Origin of the sequence: Paenibacillus sp. FSL P4-0113 (genome assembly GCF_038009305.1) — a bacterium.
GTDB classification, from domain to species: Bacteria; Bacillota; Bacilli; order Paenibacillales; family Paenibacillaceae; genus Paenibacillus; species Paenibacillus polymyxa_D.
The window spans coordinates 186,780-202,098 of the sequence record NZ_JBBPAZ010000002.1 but is presented as its reverse complement, the minus strand read 5'-3'; the positions used below and the strand labels follow the sequence as shown (position 1 = coordinate 202,098).

The window sequence follows — 15,319 nt, the reverse complement described above, 5'->3', positions numbered from 1 at the left end:
CCCCCCTACACTCCGCTTAATCTACAGAAACGGAATCCTGATGCATTTCATCGGTGGATGTTCTCGGTCTGCCGAGTTCTTCCTCCGCCTGTGTTTCACTCTTAATATCAATTTTCCAACCCGTAAGCTTAGCAGCAAGGCGAGCATTTTGTCCTTTGATACCAATAGCAAGAGAAAGCTGATAATCAGGCACAATAACACGCGCCATTTTCTCTTCTTCAAACACCTGCACTTCGAGCACCTTGGATGGACTCAGCGCATTAGCCACGTATTCATCAACATTATCGGAATAACGTACAATGTCGATTTTTTCGCCACGCAGCTCGTTCACAATAGTCTGTACACGTGTTCCTCTAGGACCCACACAAGAGCCGACCGGATCCACCTCGACGTTACGGGAATGAACCGCGATTTTAGAACGGAAGCCTGCTTCACGCGCTACGGAACGAATCTCTACAACACCATCAAAAATTTCAGGCACTTCGAGTTCGAACAAACGCTTAAGCAGACCCGGATGTGATCGGGACAGCATAATTTGCGGTCCTTTGGTTGTGTTTTCTACTTTGGTAATATAAGCCTTAATTCGATCCAGATGGCTAAATTTCTCATTAGGCATCAATTCGCCTAACGGGAGAACCGCTTCCACCTTACCAAGATCAATATAAATGTTACGTGGGTCTTGGCGCTGTACAGTTCCTGTTACAATATCTTCTTCCTTGTCCACAAACTTGTTGTAGATCAGTCCCCGTTCCGCTTCGCGGATACGCTGGGTCACGACCTGCTTCGCAGTTTGTGCAGCAATCCGTCCAAAATCACGTGGTGTAACTTCAATTTCAGCGATATCTTCCAACTGAAAATGCGGGTTAATCTCACGAGCCGCAGGCAATGAAATCTCGGTGCGAGGATCCAATACCTCCTCAACGATCAGCTTGCGGGCATATACCTTAATGACTCCCGAGTTGCGGTTCATATCAACACGCACGTTTTGTGCGGTGTTGAAATTCCGTTTGTAACTAGAAATCAAGGCTGCTTCAATGGCCTCAAACAGCACATCCTTGCTGATCCCCTTTTCTCTTTCCAACTCGTTCATTGCTTCAATAAAATCCATACTCATGGATTACTGCTCCCCCTTTCAAATGATGCACCTGCGTACTGGTCGGCACACGAGGCAAAAAAACATGTAGTACATGTCAAACAGCAACAGTCAAATCTGAATTAAAATATGATCGCGAGCCTTGCACCAGCTACCTTGTCATAAGGTATAGCATGCTTCTTTTGTCCGCTTTGAACGGTGAGTTCCCCATCTTCAAAAGAAAGCAAACGACCTTCAAATTCCTTCAGGCCGTTGATCGGCTCGTATGTAGTAACGAATACGTTTTTGCCTACCGCTTTAGTAACGTCCTCCGCTTTTTTTAGCGGTCTTTCGGCGCCTGGTGAAGACACTTCCAGAAAATATGCTGTAGAAACAGGGTCATTTTCATCCAACTTTTGACCCAAATATTCACTGATCATACTGCAGTCGTCCAGATCAATTCCTCCGTCTTTGTCTACAAAAACGCGAAGAAACCAATTACTGCCCTCTTTGACATACTCGACATCGACCAGTTCAAAACCATGCTCTTCGAGGTAAGGTTGGGCCATTTCTTCTACTACTGATTTGATCTTTGGTGTGCTCAAAGATTATAACCTCCAAAAGTGAACTTTCCTGTGTTGAAAAAAAGATGCCCTATTGCATGGACAATGCTTCTCCATCACCGGCATTTTCATTTTCATTTGATGTAATGTTCATTTCGGGCTCACTGCAAATAAACCGGCGTACCGGTTTCGTGCCCAAAAACTACCTTTTCACGTTGTAACTGTATATCAAACAGTAAAGAGTGGGTTTCCCCACTCTTTTAGCAACGGTTTTATCTCCATGATTACCAAAAAAATTATAACATAACCGTAGTTATGTGACAAGTGCCAGAGCTTGACTACTGTGGTTCGGATTAAAACAGAGACAACTGATTACTCTCTGGAAGACCTCGAAAGCAACCCATCTGGGACAGCATTTCGACAATGGTTTTACTAGCCTTCGATTTTTGTTGAAAATCCTCGACAGACAAAAATTCACCATGTTCACGGGAGGCTGCGATGTTACGTGCCGCGTTGTCTCCAATTCCCTGAAGAGCTCCGAATGGCGGAATGAGTGAATCTCCATCCACCTTGAAGCGTGTAGCTTCGGAACGGTACAAATCAATGGATTTAAAACTAAACCCGCGAGCCGTCATTTCCAGAGCCATTTCCAGGATCGGAAGCATCCCTTTTTCTTTGGGAGGTGCCTGAAAACCGAGTTGCTCGATTTCGACAATCTTCCGCGCGATTGCATCATATCCCTGACAGCACAGCTCAATATCAAAATCGGCTGCACGTACTGAAAAGTAAGTCGCATAATATTCAATCGGATGATACAGCTTAAAGTACGCTGTGCGCACTGCTGAAATAACATACGCTGCAGCATGCGCCTTCGGAAACATGTACTGGATTTTCAGACAAGAATCAATGTACCACTGTGGCACCTTGCATTTTTTCATTTCTTCAATCCATTCAGCACTAAGCCCCTTACCTTTACGTACGCTCTCCGTAATTTTAAAGGCCAGACCTGCGTCCATGCCTGCCTTGTAAATCAAAAACAGCATGATGTCATCACGGCAACCAATTACAGTCTTGATGTTACAGGTATTATTCTTAATCAGTTCCTGTGCATTCCCCAGCCATACGCCCGTGCCGTGAGACAGTCCGGATATTTGCAGTAAATCGGCAAAAGAACTTGGCTGCGACTCTACTAGCATTTGGCGCACAAACTTCGTCCCCATCTCTGGTACACCATAGGTTGCTACAGGCGTGCGGATTTGCTGGGGTGTAACACCGAGCGCCTCCGTGGAGTTGAACATGCTCATCACCTTAGGATCATTCATTGGAATGGTCGTAGGATCGACACCAGTCAAATCCTGAAGCATCCTCATCATGGTCGGATCATCATGACCCAGAATATCGAGTTTGAGTAAATTCGCATCAAAAGCGTGATAATCAAAATGCGTTGTTTTCCATTCCGAGCTTGTATCATCGGCGGGGTACTGTACCGGCGTAATATCCTCGACCTCAATATAATCGGGAACAACGACAATTCCGCCTGGATGTTGCCCGGTACTGCGTTTGACCCCTGTACAGCCCGAAGCCAGCCTATTCAGCTCAGCCCCACGCCATTTTTTATGATGCGCCTCTTCATATTTCTTGGCAAAGCCAAAGGCTGTCTTCTCAGCAACGGTACCGATGGTTCCAGCACGGAATACACTTTTTTCACCAAACAGTACTTTCGTATAGTTATGTGCGACAGGCTGATATTCGCCAGAGAAGTTCAAGTCAATATCGGGAACTTTATCTCCCTTAAACCCAAGAAACGTTTCAAACGGAATATCCTGTCCCTCACCCTTCAGTTTGCCGCCGCAATTCGGACAATTTTTATCCGGCAAATCAAATCCACTCGGCACACTACCGTCCAAAATCCATTCGCTATGTCTGCATTCAGGATTACCGCAAATATAATGTGCAGGCAGTGGATTAACCTCGGAAATACCGAGGAAGGTAGCGACCACAGAAGATCCAACAGACCCCCGTGAACCTACCAGATATCCATCCTTATTAGACTTTTTAACCAAGCGCTCGGAAATAAGATAGTTGGCAGAGAAACCGTATTTAATAATCGGCTCCAGTTCTTTTTCAAGGCGAGCTACAACCACCTCGGGCAATTCCTCACCATAGATAGATTTAGCCGTCTCATAGCAAGTGTTACGGATTTCCTCGTCCGCCCCATCCAGCAAAGGTGTAAACAGCTTGTCAGGGAACAACTCCAGCTCCTCAAATCGATCCGCCAACTCACTGGTATTCTTCACAACGACTTCATAGGCTTTCTCCTCGCCCAAAAACTCGAATTCTGCCAGCATTTCGTCTGTGGTGCGTAAATGCGCATCAGGCTTACGAATATCTTTTAGCGGACTAAATCCCGTAATGCCATGTATCGTAATATCACGGTACAACTTATCGCGCGTTTCCAAATAGTGAACATTGCCTGTGGCAATTACGGGCTTATCAAGTCGCCGCCCAATTTCGCATACTTTGCGTATTGCCGTTTTCAGAGCATCAGGCCCGCTTACCAGTTGTTTTTCTACTAAATGCATATACATCGTCAAAGGTTGAATCTCCAACACATCATAAAACTGTGCTATTTCCTCGGCTTCTTCCTCGGACTTGTTCAACACAGCCTCGAAGAACTCTCCTTTTTCGCAGCCAGAAATAATAAGCAGTCCGTCTCTCATTTCTGACAATTTTGATTTAGGAATGCAAGGCACACGCTTGAAATATTCGGTATGAGACATCGAAACCAGCTTGTACAGATTTTTTTTACCAATCGGATTGAGGGCATAAATACAACAGTGAAATGGACGAACGGTCGATAAGTCCTTACCCACATAATCATTCAGACGATCGAGCATTTTTAAACCCTTAATTTGTTCCGCATCATTCAGCAAGCCATTCAGCACTTCAGTCAGTGCGACTGTATCGTCAATGGCTCGGTGATGGCTTTCGAGCGCCACTTTATATTTGGTCGTCAGCGTATTCAGACGATGGTTTTTCATTGTTGGAAACAGTAAACGAGCCAGTTCGAGCGTATCCAGTACCGGATTGGTCATTTCAGGCAAACCCATATTTCGAAGGGTGGCCTGGATAAAACCGACATCAAAACGCGCATTATGGGCAACCAATACAGCATCGCCAGCAAAAGCTACAAACTCCTTCATAACAGGTTCTACATCCGGCGCGTCCTTGACCATTTCATCGTTAATGTTGGTCAGTTGCTGTATATTATATGGAATGCGCTCATGCGGATTGACAAAGGTAGCATAACGATCAATTTCTTTGCCATCATGCATTTTCACAGCTGCAATCTCAATGATTTTATTCTGTGTAACCGATAAACCGGTGGTTTCAATATCAAAAACGACATAAGTCGCTGTTTTCAAATTTAATGGCTGTGCCTGCATTACAACCTCAACGGCATCATTAACCACATTGGCCTCAACACCGTAGATCATTTTAATGCCGTTTTTCTTTGCAGCCTTAGCAGCATCAGGGTAGCACTGCACTCCGCCATGGTCGGTGACTGCAATCGCCTTGTGCCCCCATTTGGCGGCTGTTTTAACGTATTGATCAATCGAGGCAACAGCATCCATTGCGCTCATCTTTGTATGGAGATGGAACTCGACTCGTTTTTCCTCTGCTTTATCCTTACGTGTGGGTGGAGCCTGTACTTCAACTAGATCAGAGGGAATCATAACCAGCTCGGGAATTTGCATAAAACGATCATATTCAACTCGACCCCGTACTTTGACCCATTTCCCGTTAGCCAACAAGCTGAGGATCTTCAGATCTTCTTTAGTTTTAGCAAACATTTTCATTTGCAGGGAATCACTAAAGTCGGTCAAATAATACGTAAACAACGTACTGCCATTGCGCAATTCTTTACTATCCAAACCGAAGATTGTTCCTTGTAAAGTGACTTTCTTCTCTTCGTCCTGAATATCTTGCATCGGAACAGCCGGTTCTTTGATGTCATAACCGAATTGAAGCCGTACGTCTCCTTCTTCTTCATCCAAAGGCGGCATTTCGGATTCCATACTTTCCATCATCTGCTGAATGACTTCGCGTTCTTCCTGCATTTTTTTCTCTTGGAATTGCTGTAACGCCTCCTGGTTACTTTCACCCACCTGGACTTTAATGCGCATAGAAAGCCCGAAATATTTATCGTAAAATTTGATGATAGCTTGATCTATCTGCTTTTTACGCGCCAGTTCCAACGACATACCGTCGCTCATCGTTAGCAATAATAGACCGTCGTCCCACTCATGCACAGCCCGATTCATCCAACCGTTAACCGATGGAATCTCACGATGTACCCACTCTAGAAAAAGTTTCCAGTATTCACTGATGATATCACCAGGCTGAATCTGCTCACTGTACTGAAAACGGAACGTAATTTTTGCGATGTGACTCATTTTTTCCTGTACTTGAATACAGAACGTACGATACACCTGAGCGGGGACCAATGTCTCCTTGGCAATGGTGATGTTCCAATCCTTATTGGTTCGGCTAATCTCCACTTGGTCAATCCAACCGTCCAAAAAATAAGGTTCAACCACTCCCGCCGGCATCCCAACTTGCTTCATTAGCAGTTCCAGCCGCTTTCTCTTTTCTTCAGCTCCGCCCATGGCTCTCCCCCCAATTTCAAATCTACCATTCTGAAAACATGAAAAGCTTCTGCGTCAAAAACATCTCCGACCGCAAAAGCTTTTCGTAGCCCTCTTCAATCCTCTTCACAACGACACATAGATCCTTCGGGACATTGTCCCGTAACAGTTACCATGTCAGCGAAGAGAATGAAGTGAGTATAGTGGTATTGCCCTACTTCTATATTAGTACGCCCGTGCGAACACTACTGTATGCTTGGCAGGTTTGCCACAGCACAAACATGTGGACTTTTGCTCGTTTGTTTTAAACGGTATATTACGGCTTGTAGCACCTGTCACTTCTTTAACTTTATCTTCACATTCTTCAGATCCGCACCAGCCTGCCAAAGTAAAGCCGCGTTTTTCTTCCATGAGAGTCTTCATTTCATCCAGCGTATCAACGGAATAGAAGTTTTCTTCCATGAAATTTTTCGCACGATCAAACATCTCCTGCTGTACCTGTGCGAGCATCGCGTGTACTTCCTCAACCAGATTATCCTGCTGCACGATTTTTTTCTCACCGCTGATACGGGATACGAGCACACAGACACCGTTTTCCATATCACGCGGCCCGATTTCCAGACGAACCGGCACACCGCGCATTTCATATTCATTAAATTTCCAGCCTGGGCTTACATCGCTGCGGTCGTCCATTTTAACACGCACTCCAGCTTGTTTCAACTGAGCGAATAGTTCATCTGCACGAGCGATAACGGCATCACGCTTCTTAGGTGGCCCAATTGGAACCATAATAACCTGCGTAGGCGCAACTTTAGGAGGCAATGCCAGACCACGGTCATCTCCATGGACCATAATCAGTGCGCCGATCAAACGTGTACTTGTTCCCCATGAAGTCGTATGCGCGAATTCCAGGTTGTTTTCACGACTCAAATATTTGATATCAAATGCAACCGCAAAATTAGTTCCCATATAGTGGGAGGTACCAGCTTGTACCGCCCGTCCATCCTTCATCATCGCTTCCAGTGAAAATGTATCCTTCGCACCTGCAAACTTTTCAGAAGGTGTTTTCTGTCCAGTAATAACCGGAATAGCCAGAACTTCCTCAATAACCTCACGGTATACTTCCAGCATTTTCATCGTTTCTTCACGTGCTTCTTCTTCTGTTTCATGGGCCGTGTGACCTTCTTGCCACAAAAATTCACTTGTGCGCAAGAAAGGCAGCGTGCGTTTTTCCCAACGCACTACATTAGCCCATTGGTTAATAAGCACAGGCAGATCACGATAGGATTGAATCCATTTGGAGTACATATGACCAATCATGGTTTCCGAAGTCGGACGAATTGCAAGACGCTCTTCCAGCTTTTCCCCGCCAGCCTCGGTTACCCAAGGCAGTTCAGGATTAAACCCTTCGACATGCTCTTTTTCCTTTTGAAAAAAGCTTTCTGGAATGAACATTGGAAAATAGGCATTACGGTGACCTGTTTCTCTGAAGCGCACATCCATGGCTTCCTTGATATGCTCCCAAATTTCAAAACCATCGGGGCGGAATACAATACATCCGCGAACAGGGGAATAATCCATCAGTTCTGCTTTTTTAATAACATCAATATACCATCGGGAAAAATCTTCACTCTGTGGCGTAATTTCCTCGACAAACTGTTTATCGTTCGACATAGAAATGCATGTCCTCCCATACAGACCGTTTTTATATAAGTCCGTCTCTAATTAACCATTAATTAAGCGTAAAATATCGTTATACGTGACCGCAATCATAAGCAGGAATAGCATAGCAAAACCAACGAAATGGACCATACCTTCCCTACTCGGATCAACGGGACGTCCTCTTACCGCCTCCACACCAAGGAAAACAAGTCTGCTTCCATCCAGCGCCGGAATAGGCAATAAATTAAATATCCCCAGGTAAAGACTCATTATAGCAGTCCAATACGTCAACTGCTCAATCCCCTGCTTGGCAATTTGCCCTGTCACTTCAAAAGTACGTACCGGGCCTCCCAGGTCATTGATAGAAAAACGTTGGATGAGCTGGCTAAATCCTTGGAAAATAATATCGGTCGTTCTGACCATAGATTGGCCGGCAAATTTGAACGTTTCTCCCACACCTGCTTGGCGTTTTGGAAGTTCGGGTACAATACCCACCTTGCCACCCTTTTGTCCTTCCATAGCACGAGGTGTAATCGTAAGATCAAAGGTCTTACTATCACGGCGAACCGTCCACTTCATCGGCTTGTCTTGAGAATCCGCAATCAGTTTGATCATGTTTTCAACATTTGCACCAATGGCTATTCCATTCACCGATTCGATGATATCTCCCTTATGCAAATCAGCTTCAGCAGCAGGCATACCTGCTGTAATTTCACTAATTTGGACATAAGTCGGGTTGTCCACTTGTATGCCGACCATCTGAATATGCAGACCAAACAAAATAAAAGCAAGAATAAAATTCATCAGGGGTCCAGCAAAAATAGCCATCGCACGCTGTCCTACTGTTTTACTCCCGTACTGCCGATCCTTGGGTGCAATCTGAATGGATTGACCTTTGGTTACCATCATCGCTTGCGGATGTACAGTGTATTGCTGATCTTCGCCATCCACATCCAATTTTAAAGTTAATGACTGTTCCAGATCAATATCCAACACTTCGCCGCGCACCACATTTTTACGATTATCCAGTTGATCTAGATAGATGGTTTTAACGACGTCATCCGTTACGCGTACAGCAATCGTTTGTCCGGCCTCAATTTCATTGACCTCCGGATCCTCTCCCGCCATGCGGGCAAAGCCACCGAACGGCAACAAACGCAACGTAAATCGCGTCTCGTTTCTTTTATAAGAAAACAGTTTCGGACCGAAACCGATCGCAAACTCCCGTACCAGAATCCCGGCGCGTTTGGCAAAATAATAATGCCCCCATTCATGCACCGTCACTATGACGAAAAACATGAGCACCGTCATCAACACTATTTGAATCGTTTCCAATCGTTTCTGTTCCCCTTTCAATGAGATCGAGTTTGTCTTCCTAGATTATCATTATTCTCCGATCCCGCACAAGAGAATCACATTTCGTTTCAAACCCAACATTAGCCTACAACCCCGCAGATATGCTACGAGTCTCTTCGTCACAGGCTTCAATTGCAGAAAGATCAGGATTAGCCACATTGACATGCCGCTCCAGCACACGTTCAATAATAGCTTCAATATGCAGAAAAGAAATTTCTCCACGCAGGAAACGGGCAACTGCAATTTCATTAGCCGCATTAAATGCGGTCGGTGCTGTACCACCCATTTTACCACATTCGAAGGCAAGCCTTAAACAAGGAAAACGATTATAATCCATTTCCTTAAAATGGAGTTTACCCACTTCAGCTAGTGACAACGGCTTCGCCGGGGACTTCATACGCTCAGGGTAAGTCAATGCATATTGAATGGGTACTCTCATGTCCGGATTCCCAAGTTGAGCAACAATGCTTGTATCCTGAAACTCAACATAGGAATGAATAATGCTTTCCGGATGAAGCAACACATGAATGTGCTCATAATCAAGTCCGAATAGCCAATGCGCCTCAATGACTTCCAGCCCCTTGTTTACCATCGTTGCTGAATCAATCGTAATTTTGGCCCCCATTGACCAATTGGGATGCTTGAGTGCATCTTCCACTGTAACTTCACGCAACTGTTCTCTTGTCAAATCTCGAAAAGAACCCCCTGATGCTGTGAGGGTAATATGTGCCACATCTTTCATACGCTCACCATTCAAGCATTGGAAAATAGCTGAATGCTCACTGTCAATCGGCAGCAACGGCACTCCTTTCGCCCGAGCCCGCGCTGTGACCAGATGACCAGCAGTAACCAGTGTCTCCTTATTGGCCAAACCGATCTGTTTTCCAGCCTCAATCGCGGCCAGCGTGGAGTGCAATCCGACACTGCCCATTACAGCCGTCACAACCATATCCGCCTCCGTGTTCGCAGCAAGCTCAACGAGTCCTTCATTTCCCCAATACAGTTTCATTCCAGAAGGCAGTAAAGGACGAATTTCATCCGCCAACTGCCGAGTACCCACAGACACTTTTTTGGGTTTATAAAGATGCGCCTGCTCAGCAAGTAACTTTATATTAGAACCACCTGCTAAAGCCTCAACAGTAAACTGATCCGGGTGCATGGACACTACATCCAGCGTTTGAGTTCCAATAGAACCGGTTGAACCAAGTACCGTAATTCTTTTCATGATGCACCTTCCTATCCTGAAAATCACTTTTATCCAGGAGCTCATTGATTATTATTCAGGCAGCTATGCTACTGGTTCCAACCTTCTAGTAGCGCAGAGTGAGCAGCATAGAGATTAGCCTGAGCATAAACTGTAATCAATAGACTCATGGAAGCAGCATCAGCATATGTACAAATGGAAAAACGACAATCCAGCTGTCGCAACGGTCTAGTATACCACCGTGCCCTGGCAGCAGATTACCGGAATCTTTAATGCCGTACACTCGTTTGTATGCAGATTGTACCAAATCGCCCAGTTGTCCCACAACTGCACATGACAAACCGATGCCGATGGCTTTGCCCCATGGCAGCAGTCCACCCGATAATCCAGCGAATACAAGAGCTATAACCAACGCTAAAACGATGCCGCCAATGGAGCCTTCGACCGTTTTATTCGGACTGATCGCAGGCCATAATTTCGTCTTTCCTGCCATTTTGCCTACAAAATATGCCCCTGCATCACTTGCCCAAATACAAGCCAATAATAAAAATGTCCATAATAGTCCATGTTCCATATGACGTGATTCCGCAATATACGAAAATCCAAACCCTATATAAACGGTACCAAGAAATAATATAGCTACCGTTTGAATCGGGATTTTATTTTTTGTTCCTACCGTGATGATCATAAAAGCTATCATTACCAGCCAAAGCATACTGGCAAAGGGTAAGGGTGAGTGCAAGCCAAAAGGTTCATACGGGAATACAAAAGCTAATATGCTTACGTATCCAAGTATTGCTGTACCTCCAAAAGGAGATACCTGCGTCATTCGTGCGAACTCATAAAATCCGATTAGGGCCATCGCCAATATAAGCAAATGGTAGGCCAAGCCGCCCCACAGGACCATCGCCAAAAAGAATATGCCTGCCAGAATACCGGTAATTAATCTCTGTCTCAACGGCTTTCATCCTCCATTTACTTCAGTCCGCCATACCGTCGTGTTCTTTGCTGATATTCGATCACTGCTTCGTATAAGTGTTCTTTCTTAAACTCAGGCCAATAAATATCAGTAAACCACAACTCACTGTAGGCAAGCTGCCAGAGCATAAAATTACTAAGTCTAAGCTCACCGCTTGTTCGAATCAGTAAATCAGGGTCTGGCATACCGCTAGAAAGCAACGTACTACCGATCAGCTCAGATGTTATATCTTCCGATTTAAGCTTCCCATCCGCAATTTGACGGCCCAATGTTTGCATGCATTCGGTGATTTCCAACCGACTTCCATAATTTAATGCAAAATTAAGAACAAGTCCGGTATTATTTTCAGTTCGTCGAGTCGCTTCAGTCAGCGCTTCAACGGTATGGGAAGGTAAATGTTCTTTATTGCCCATCATACGTACTTGCACATTTTTTTCAATCAACTCATCTAGCTCAATAGCCAGAAATTCCTGCGGTAAGCGCATTAGAAAATCAACTTCGTCCTTTGGACGCGTCCAATTTTCAGTTGAAAATGCAAACAAAGTCAAATACTTAATACCCAGTTCATCCGCCGCAATTGCTGTGCGTTTCACTGCCTTCATTCCATTTTGGTGCCCTACAATCCGCGGCATTCCAATCCGTTTGGCCCATCTGCCGTTCCCATCCATGATGACAGCAACATGCTGCGGAATATTGTCTTTTGAAATGGCCGGTATTTGCTGTTTTTGTTCCCCGTTCCACCAAGACCGAACCCGTTTGATCATTCCAGTTCCTCCAGCATTCTCTGAAAATGTGCCTCAGGCTTGAAAAGAGACAAACCCCACCGTAAGGGAGGGGCTGCCAATCTTTTAGACTTCCATAATTTCTTTTTCTTTTGCAGCTAAAACTTTATCCACTTCAGCGATAAACTTATCAGTTGTTTTCTGGATATCTTCCTGATGTTTACGAGATTCGTCCTCGGAAATATCACTTTTCTCCAATTTTTTGATGTCATCATTGGCATCACGACGAATGTTACGAATAGCGATCTTCGCTTCTTCACCGTTCTTCTTTGTCAACTTCACCAAGTCAGTTCTGCGCTCCTCCGTCAAAGCAGGAATGCTAAGACGAATGGTGTTACCGTCATTCGAAGGTGTCAAACCTAAATCGGATTTTTGTATAGCGCGCTCGATATCGGCCAAGGAAGATTTGTCCCAAGGCTGAATCATCAAGGTCCGGCTGTCAGGTGTATTGATATTCGCCAGTTGGTTGACTGGAGTCATTGTACCATAATACTCTACCTGTACACGGTCCAGTAAAGCTGGTGTCGCCCGTCCTGCACGCAAAGATGCAAGATCACGTTGCAATGCCTGGATTGCTTTTTGCATGCGTTCCTCAGCACTCTTTTTCACAGATTGTGGCATTAATTTACACTCCCTTTGACGATCGTACCAATTTTCTCACCCAGCACGACACGTTTAATGTTACCTTGCTCTGTAATAGCAAAGACAATCAACGGAATATTGTTATCCATGCACAACGAGGAAGCAGTAGAATCCATGACACCGAGATTTTTGTTGAGCACATCCAAATACGTAAGCTGCTCATATTTCTCAGCTGTGCTATCTTTAAACGGATCAGCAGAATATACGCCATCCACTTTATTTTTAGCCATCAGAATCACTTCCGCTTCGATCTCAGCGGCACGCAGTGCAGCTGTAGTATCAGTCGAGAAGAACGGATTACCTGTACCTGCTGCAAAAATAACAACCCGACCCTTTTCTAAATGACGGATAGCTCTACGACGAATGTAAGGTTCTGCAATCTGTTGCATCGCAATGGATGTTTGTACACGGGTAGGTACCTCAATCTGTTCCAAAGCATCCTGTAAGGCCAGTGAGTTCATCACCGTTGCCAGCATACCCATGTAATCTGCCGTGGCCCGGTCAATTCCGTTGGCACTTCCAGCAATACCGCGCCAGATGTTACCGCCACCACACACGATAGCAACTTCTACTCCCAGTTCCACTACGTCTTTGACTTGTTCTGCAATGGATGCAATCGTATCCGCGTCAATACCGTAACCGTTAGGACCTGACAGCGATTCACCACTAACTTTCAGGACAACACGCTTAAACACAGGTTTTTCCAAATGATCACCCTCCAATATCATTTATACTTTATGTAACAGGATAGGTGTCCTGTTGCAAGAAATGGAACACTGATGTGTCCCATTTCCATTTTTCCATATGCGATTACCGTTCGTTGGTAATTATTGTTTCACTTGAGACATAACTTCTTCGTAGAAGTTGTCTTCTTTTTTCTCCAGACCTTCACCCAGTTCAAAACGAACAAAGCGACGCAGGGAGATGTTTTCGCCAATCGTACTGATTTTTTCGTTGATAAGCGTGGAGATTGTTTTGTCTGGATCTTTGATGAAAGATTGCTCCAACAAACAGAACTCTTCATAGAACTTACCAATACGGCCTTCAACCATTTTTTCAACAATTTTTTCTGGTTTACCTTCGTTCAGTGCTTGTGCTTTCAGGATTTCTTTTTCTTTTTCGATCTCTTCCTGTGGCACTTCTTCACGACGAACATAACGAGGGTTCGATGCAGCGATATGCATTGCAATGTCGCGCACAAAATCTCTGAACTGGTCTGTTTTAGCTACGAAGTCTGTTTCGCAGTTTACTTCTACCAGTACGCCGATACGGCCGCCAGCATGAATGTAGGATTCAACAACACCTTCAGTAGCAATACGACCTGCTTTGTTGGCTGCAGCTGCAAGTCCTTTTTCGCGCAGAACTTCAACCGCTTTTGTCAAATCACCGTTTGCTTCTTCAAGCGCTTTTTTACAATCCAGCATTCCTGCGCCTGTTTTTTCACGAAGCTCTTTTACTGCGCTAGCATTAACTGCCATATTATTTCCCTCCAAATTTGATTTTCAGTGGTATACCGTGCTTATTCCTTAAAAAAAGGGTAGTGAGAGGTTATACACCTGCCAACCACCCTTTTCATTTAATTCATATAGTTATTTCCTAATGGAAATGTTATGCTGTAGTTTCTTCGCCTTGGTTTGCTTCCATAACTGCATCAGCCATTTTACCTGTCAGCAATTTAACAGCGCGAATTGCGTCGTCATTACCTGGGATAACATAGTCGATTTCGTCTGGATCGCAGTTTGTATCAACGATACCTACGATTGGGATGCCCAATTTGCGAGCTTCAGCAACCGCGATACGTTCTTTGCGTGGATCAATGATGAACAGAGCACTTGGAAGGCCCTTCATGTTTTTGATACCGCCCAAGAATTTTTCAAGACGATCTTTTTCTTTGCGAAGAATGATAACTTCTTTTTTAGGAAGAACTGCGAATGTACCGTCTTCTTCCCAAGCTTCCAGTTGTTTCAAACGGTCAATACGTTTTTGAATCGTTTGGAAGTTAGTCAGCGTACCACCCAACCAACGTTGGTTAATGTAAAATTGACCAGCGCGTGCTGCTTCTTCTTTAACGGAATCTTGTGCTTGTTTCTTCGTGCCTACGAACAGAATTGTACCATTCTCAGCTGCAATGCTTTTTACAAAGTTGTAAGCTTCCTCAACCTTTTTCACTGTCTTTTGCAAGTCAATGATATAAATACCGTTTCTTTCAGTGAAGATATAACGATCCATTTTCGGGTTCCAGCGACGTGTTTGGTGACCAAAGTGAACCCCAGCTTCCAAAAGCTGTTTCATGGAGATTACTGCCATCTTCACGCACCTCCTAAGTTTGGTTTTTTGTGTGTCCTCCGCCGACATCATTTTTCATAAAGACTTTCAATTGGAAAGCACCCTTTATAAAATTAACCGACGT

12 protein-coding genes are annotated in these 15,319 nt (G+C 44.7%); all 12 read right to left on the bottom strand.

What is annotated here, in order from left to right; genetic code table 11:
• Positions 1 to 16: 16 nt before the first annotated feature.
• On the bottom strand, positions 17 to 1,114 hold the full coding sequence (gene nusA / locus MKX46_RS25520; RefSeq protein ID WP_165147568.1) for a transcription termination factor NusA: 1,098 nt from the start codon (positions 1,112 to 1,114) through the stop codon (positions 17 to 19).
• A 101-nt stretch (positions 1,115 to 1,215) separates the two neighbouring features.
• Positions 1,216 to 1,677, bottom strand: coding sequence for a ribosome maturation factor RimP (gene rimP, locus MKX46_RS25515; RefSeq protein WP_029517020.1), 462 nt, complete (start codon positions 1,675 to 1,677; stop codon positions 1,216 to 1,218).
• Positions 1,678 to 1,988: 311 nt separating this feature from the next.
• Positions 1,989 to 6,305: a PolC-type DNA polymerase III gene (locus tag MKX46_RS25510; RefSeq protein ID WP_029517019.1), complete on the bottom strand. Its 4,317-nt coding sequence runs from the start codon at positions 6,303 to 6,305 to the stop codon at positions 1,989 to 1,991.
• A gap of 204 nt (positions 6,306 to 6,509) precedes the next feature.
• Positions 6,510 to 7,958 (bottom strand): proline--tRNA ligase, encoded by a 1,449-nt coding sequence (gene proS, locus MKX46_RS25505; protein ID WP_039274666.1) that lies wholly within the window; start codon positions 7,956 to 7,958, stop codon positions 6,510 to 6,512.
• 51 nt (positions 7,959 to 8,009) lie between these two features.
• Positions 8,010 to 9,281, bottom strand: a complete 1,272-nt coding sequence (gene rseP / locus MKX46_RS25500; RefSeq protein ID WP_069011406.1) for an RIP metalloprotease RseP — start codon at positions 9,279 to 9,281, stop codon at positions 8,010 to 8,012.
• Positions 9,282 to 9,387: 106 nt separating this feature from the next.
• Positions 9,388 to 10,527, bottom strand: a complete 1,140-nt coding sequence (locus MKX46_RS25495) for a 1-deoxy-D-xylulose-5-phosphate reductoisomerase (protein ID WP_069011405.1) — start codon at positions 10,525 to 10,527, stop codon at positions 9,388 to 9,390.
• A 145-nt stretch (positions 10,528 to 10,672) separates the two neighbouring features.
• Entirely contained in the window at positions 10,673 to 11,464 is a 792-nt protein-coding gene (locus MKX46_RS25490; protein WP_029517015.1) for a phosphatidate cytidylyltransferase, read from the bottom strand.
• 17 nt (positions 11,465 to 11,481) lie between these two features.
• Positions 11,482 to 12,249 (bottom strand): isoprenyl transferase, encoded by a 768-nt coding sequence (locus MKX46_RS25485; RefSeq protein ID WP_039274672.1) that lies wholly within the window; start codon positions 12,247 to 12,249, stop codon positions 11,482 to 11,484.
• Positions 12,250 to 12,333: 84 nt separating this feature from the next.
• On the bottom strand, positions 12,334 to 12,888 hold the full coding sequence (gene frr / locus MKX46_RS25480; protein WP_069011404.1) for a ribosome recycling factor: 555 nt from the start codon (positions 12,886 to 12,888) through the stop codon (positions 12,334 to 12,336).
• Complete coding sequence (pyrH, locus tag MKX46_RS25475; RefSeq protein WP_013309918.1) at positions 12,888 to 13,616, bottom strand: UMP kinase; 729 nt, start codon at positions 13,614 to 13,616, stop codon at positions 12,888 to 12,890. Before pyrH ends, frr begins: the two co-directional genes overlap by 1 nt.
• Positions 13,617 to 13,736: 120 nt before the next feature.
• Entirely contained in the window at positions 13,737 to 14,387 is a 651-nt protein-coding gene (gene tsf / locus MKX46_RS25470) for a translation elongation factor Ts (protein WP_013309917.1), read from the bottom strand.
• A gap of 130 nt (positions 14,388 to 14,517) precedes the next feature.
• Entirely contained in the window at positions 14,518 to 15,216 is a 699-nt protein-coding gene (gene rpsB / locus MKX46_RS25465; RefSeq protein ID WP_013309916.1) for a 30S ribosomal protein S2, read from the bottom strand.
• Between the last annotated feature and the right edge of the window lie 103 nt (positions 15,217 to 15,319).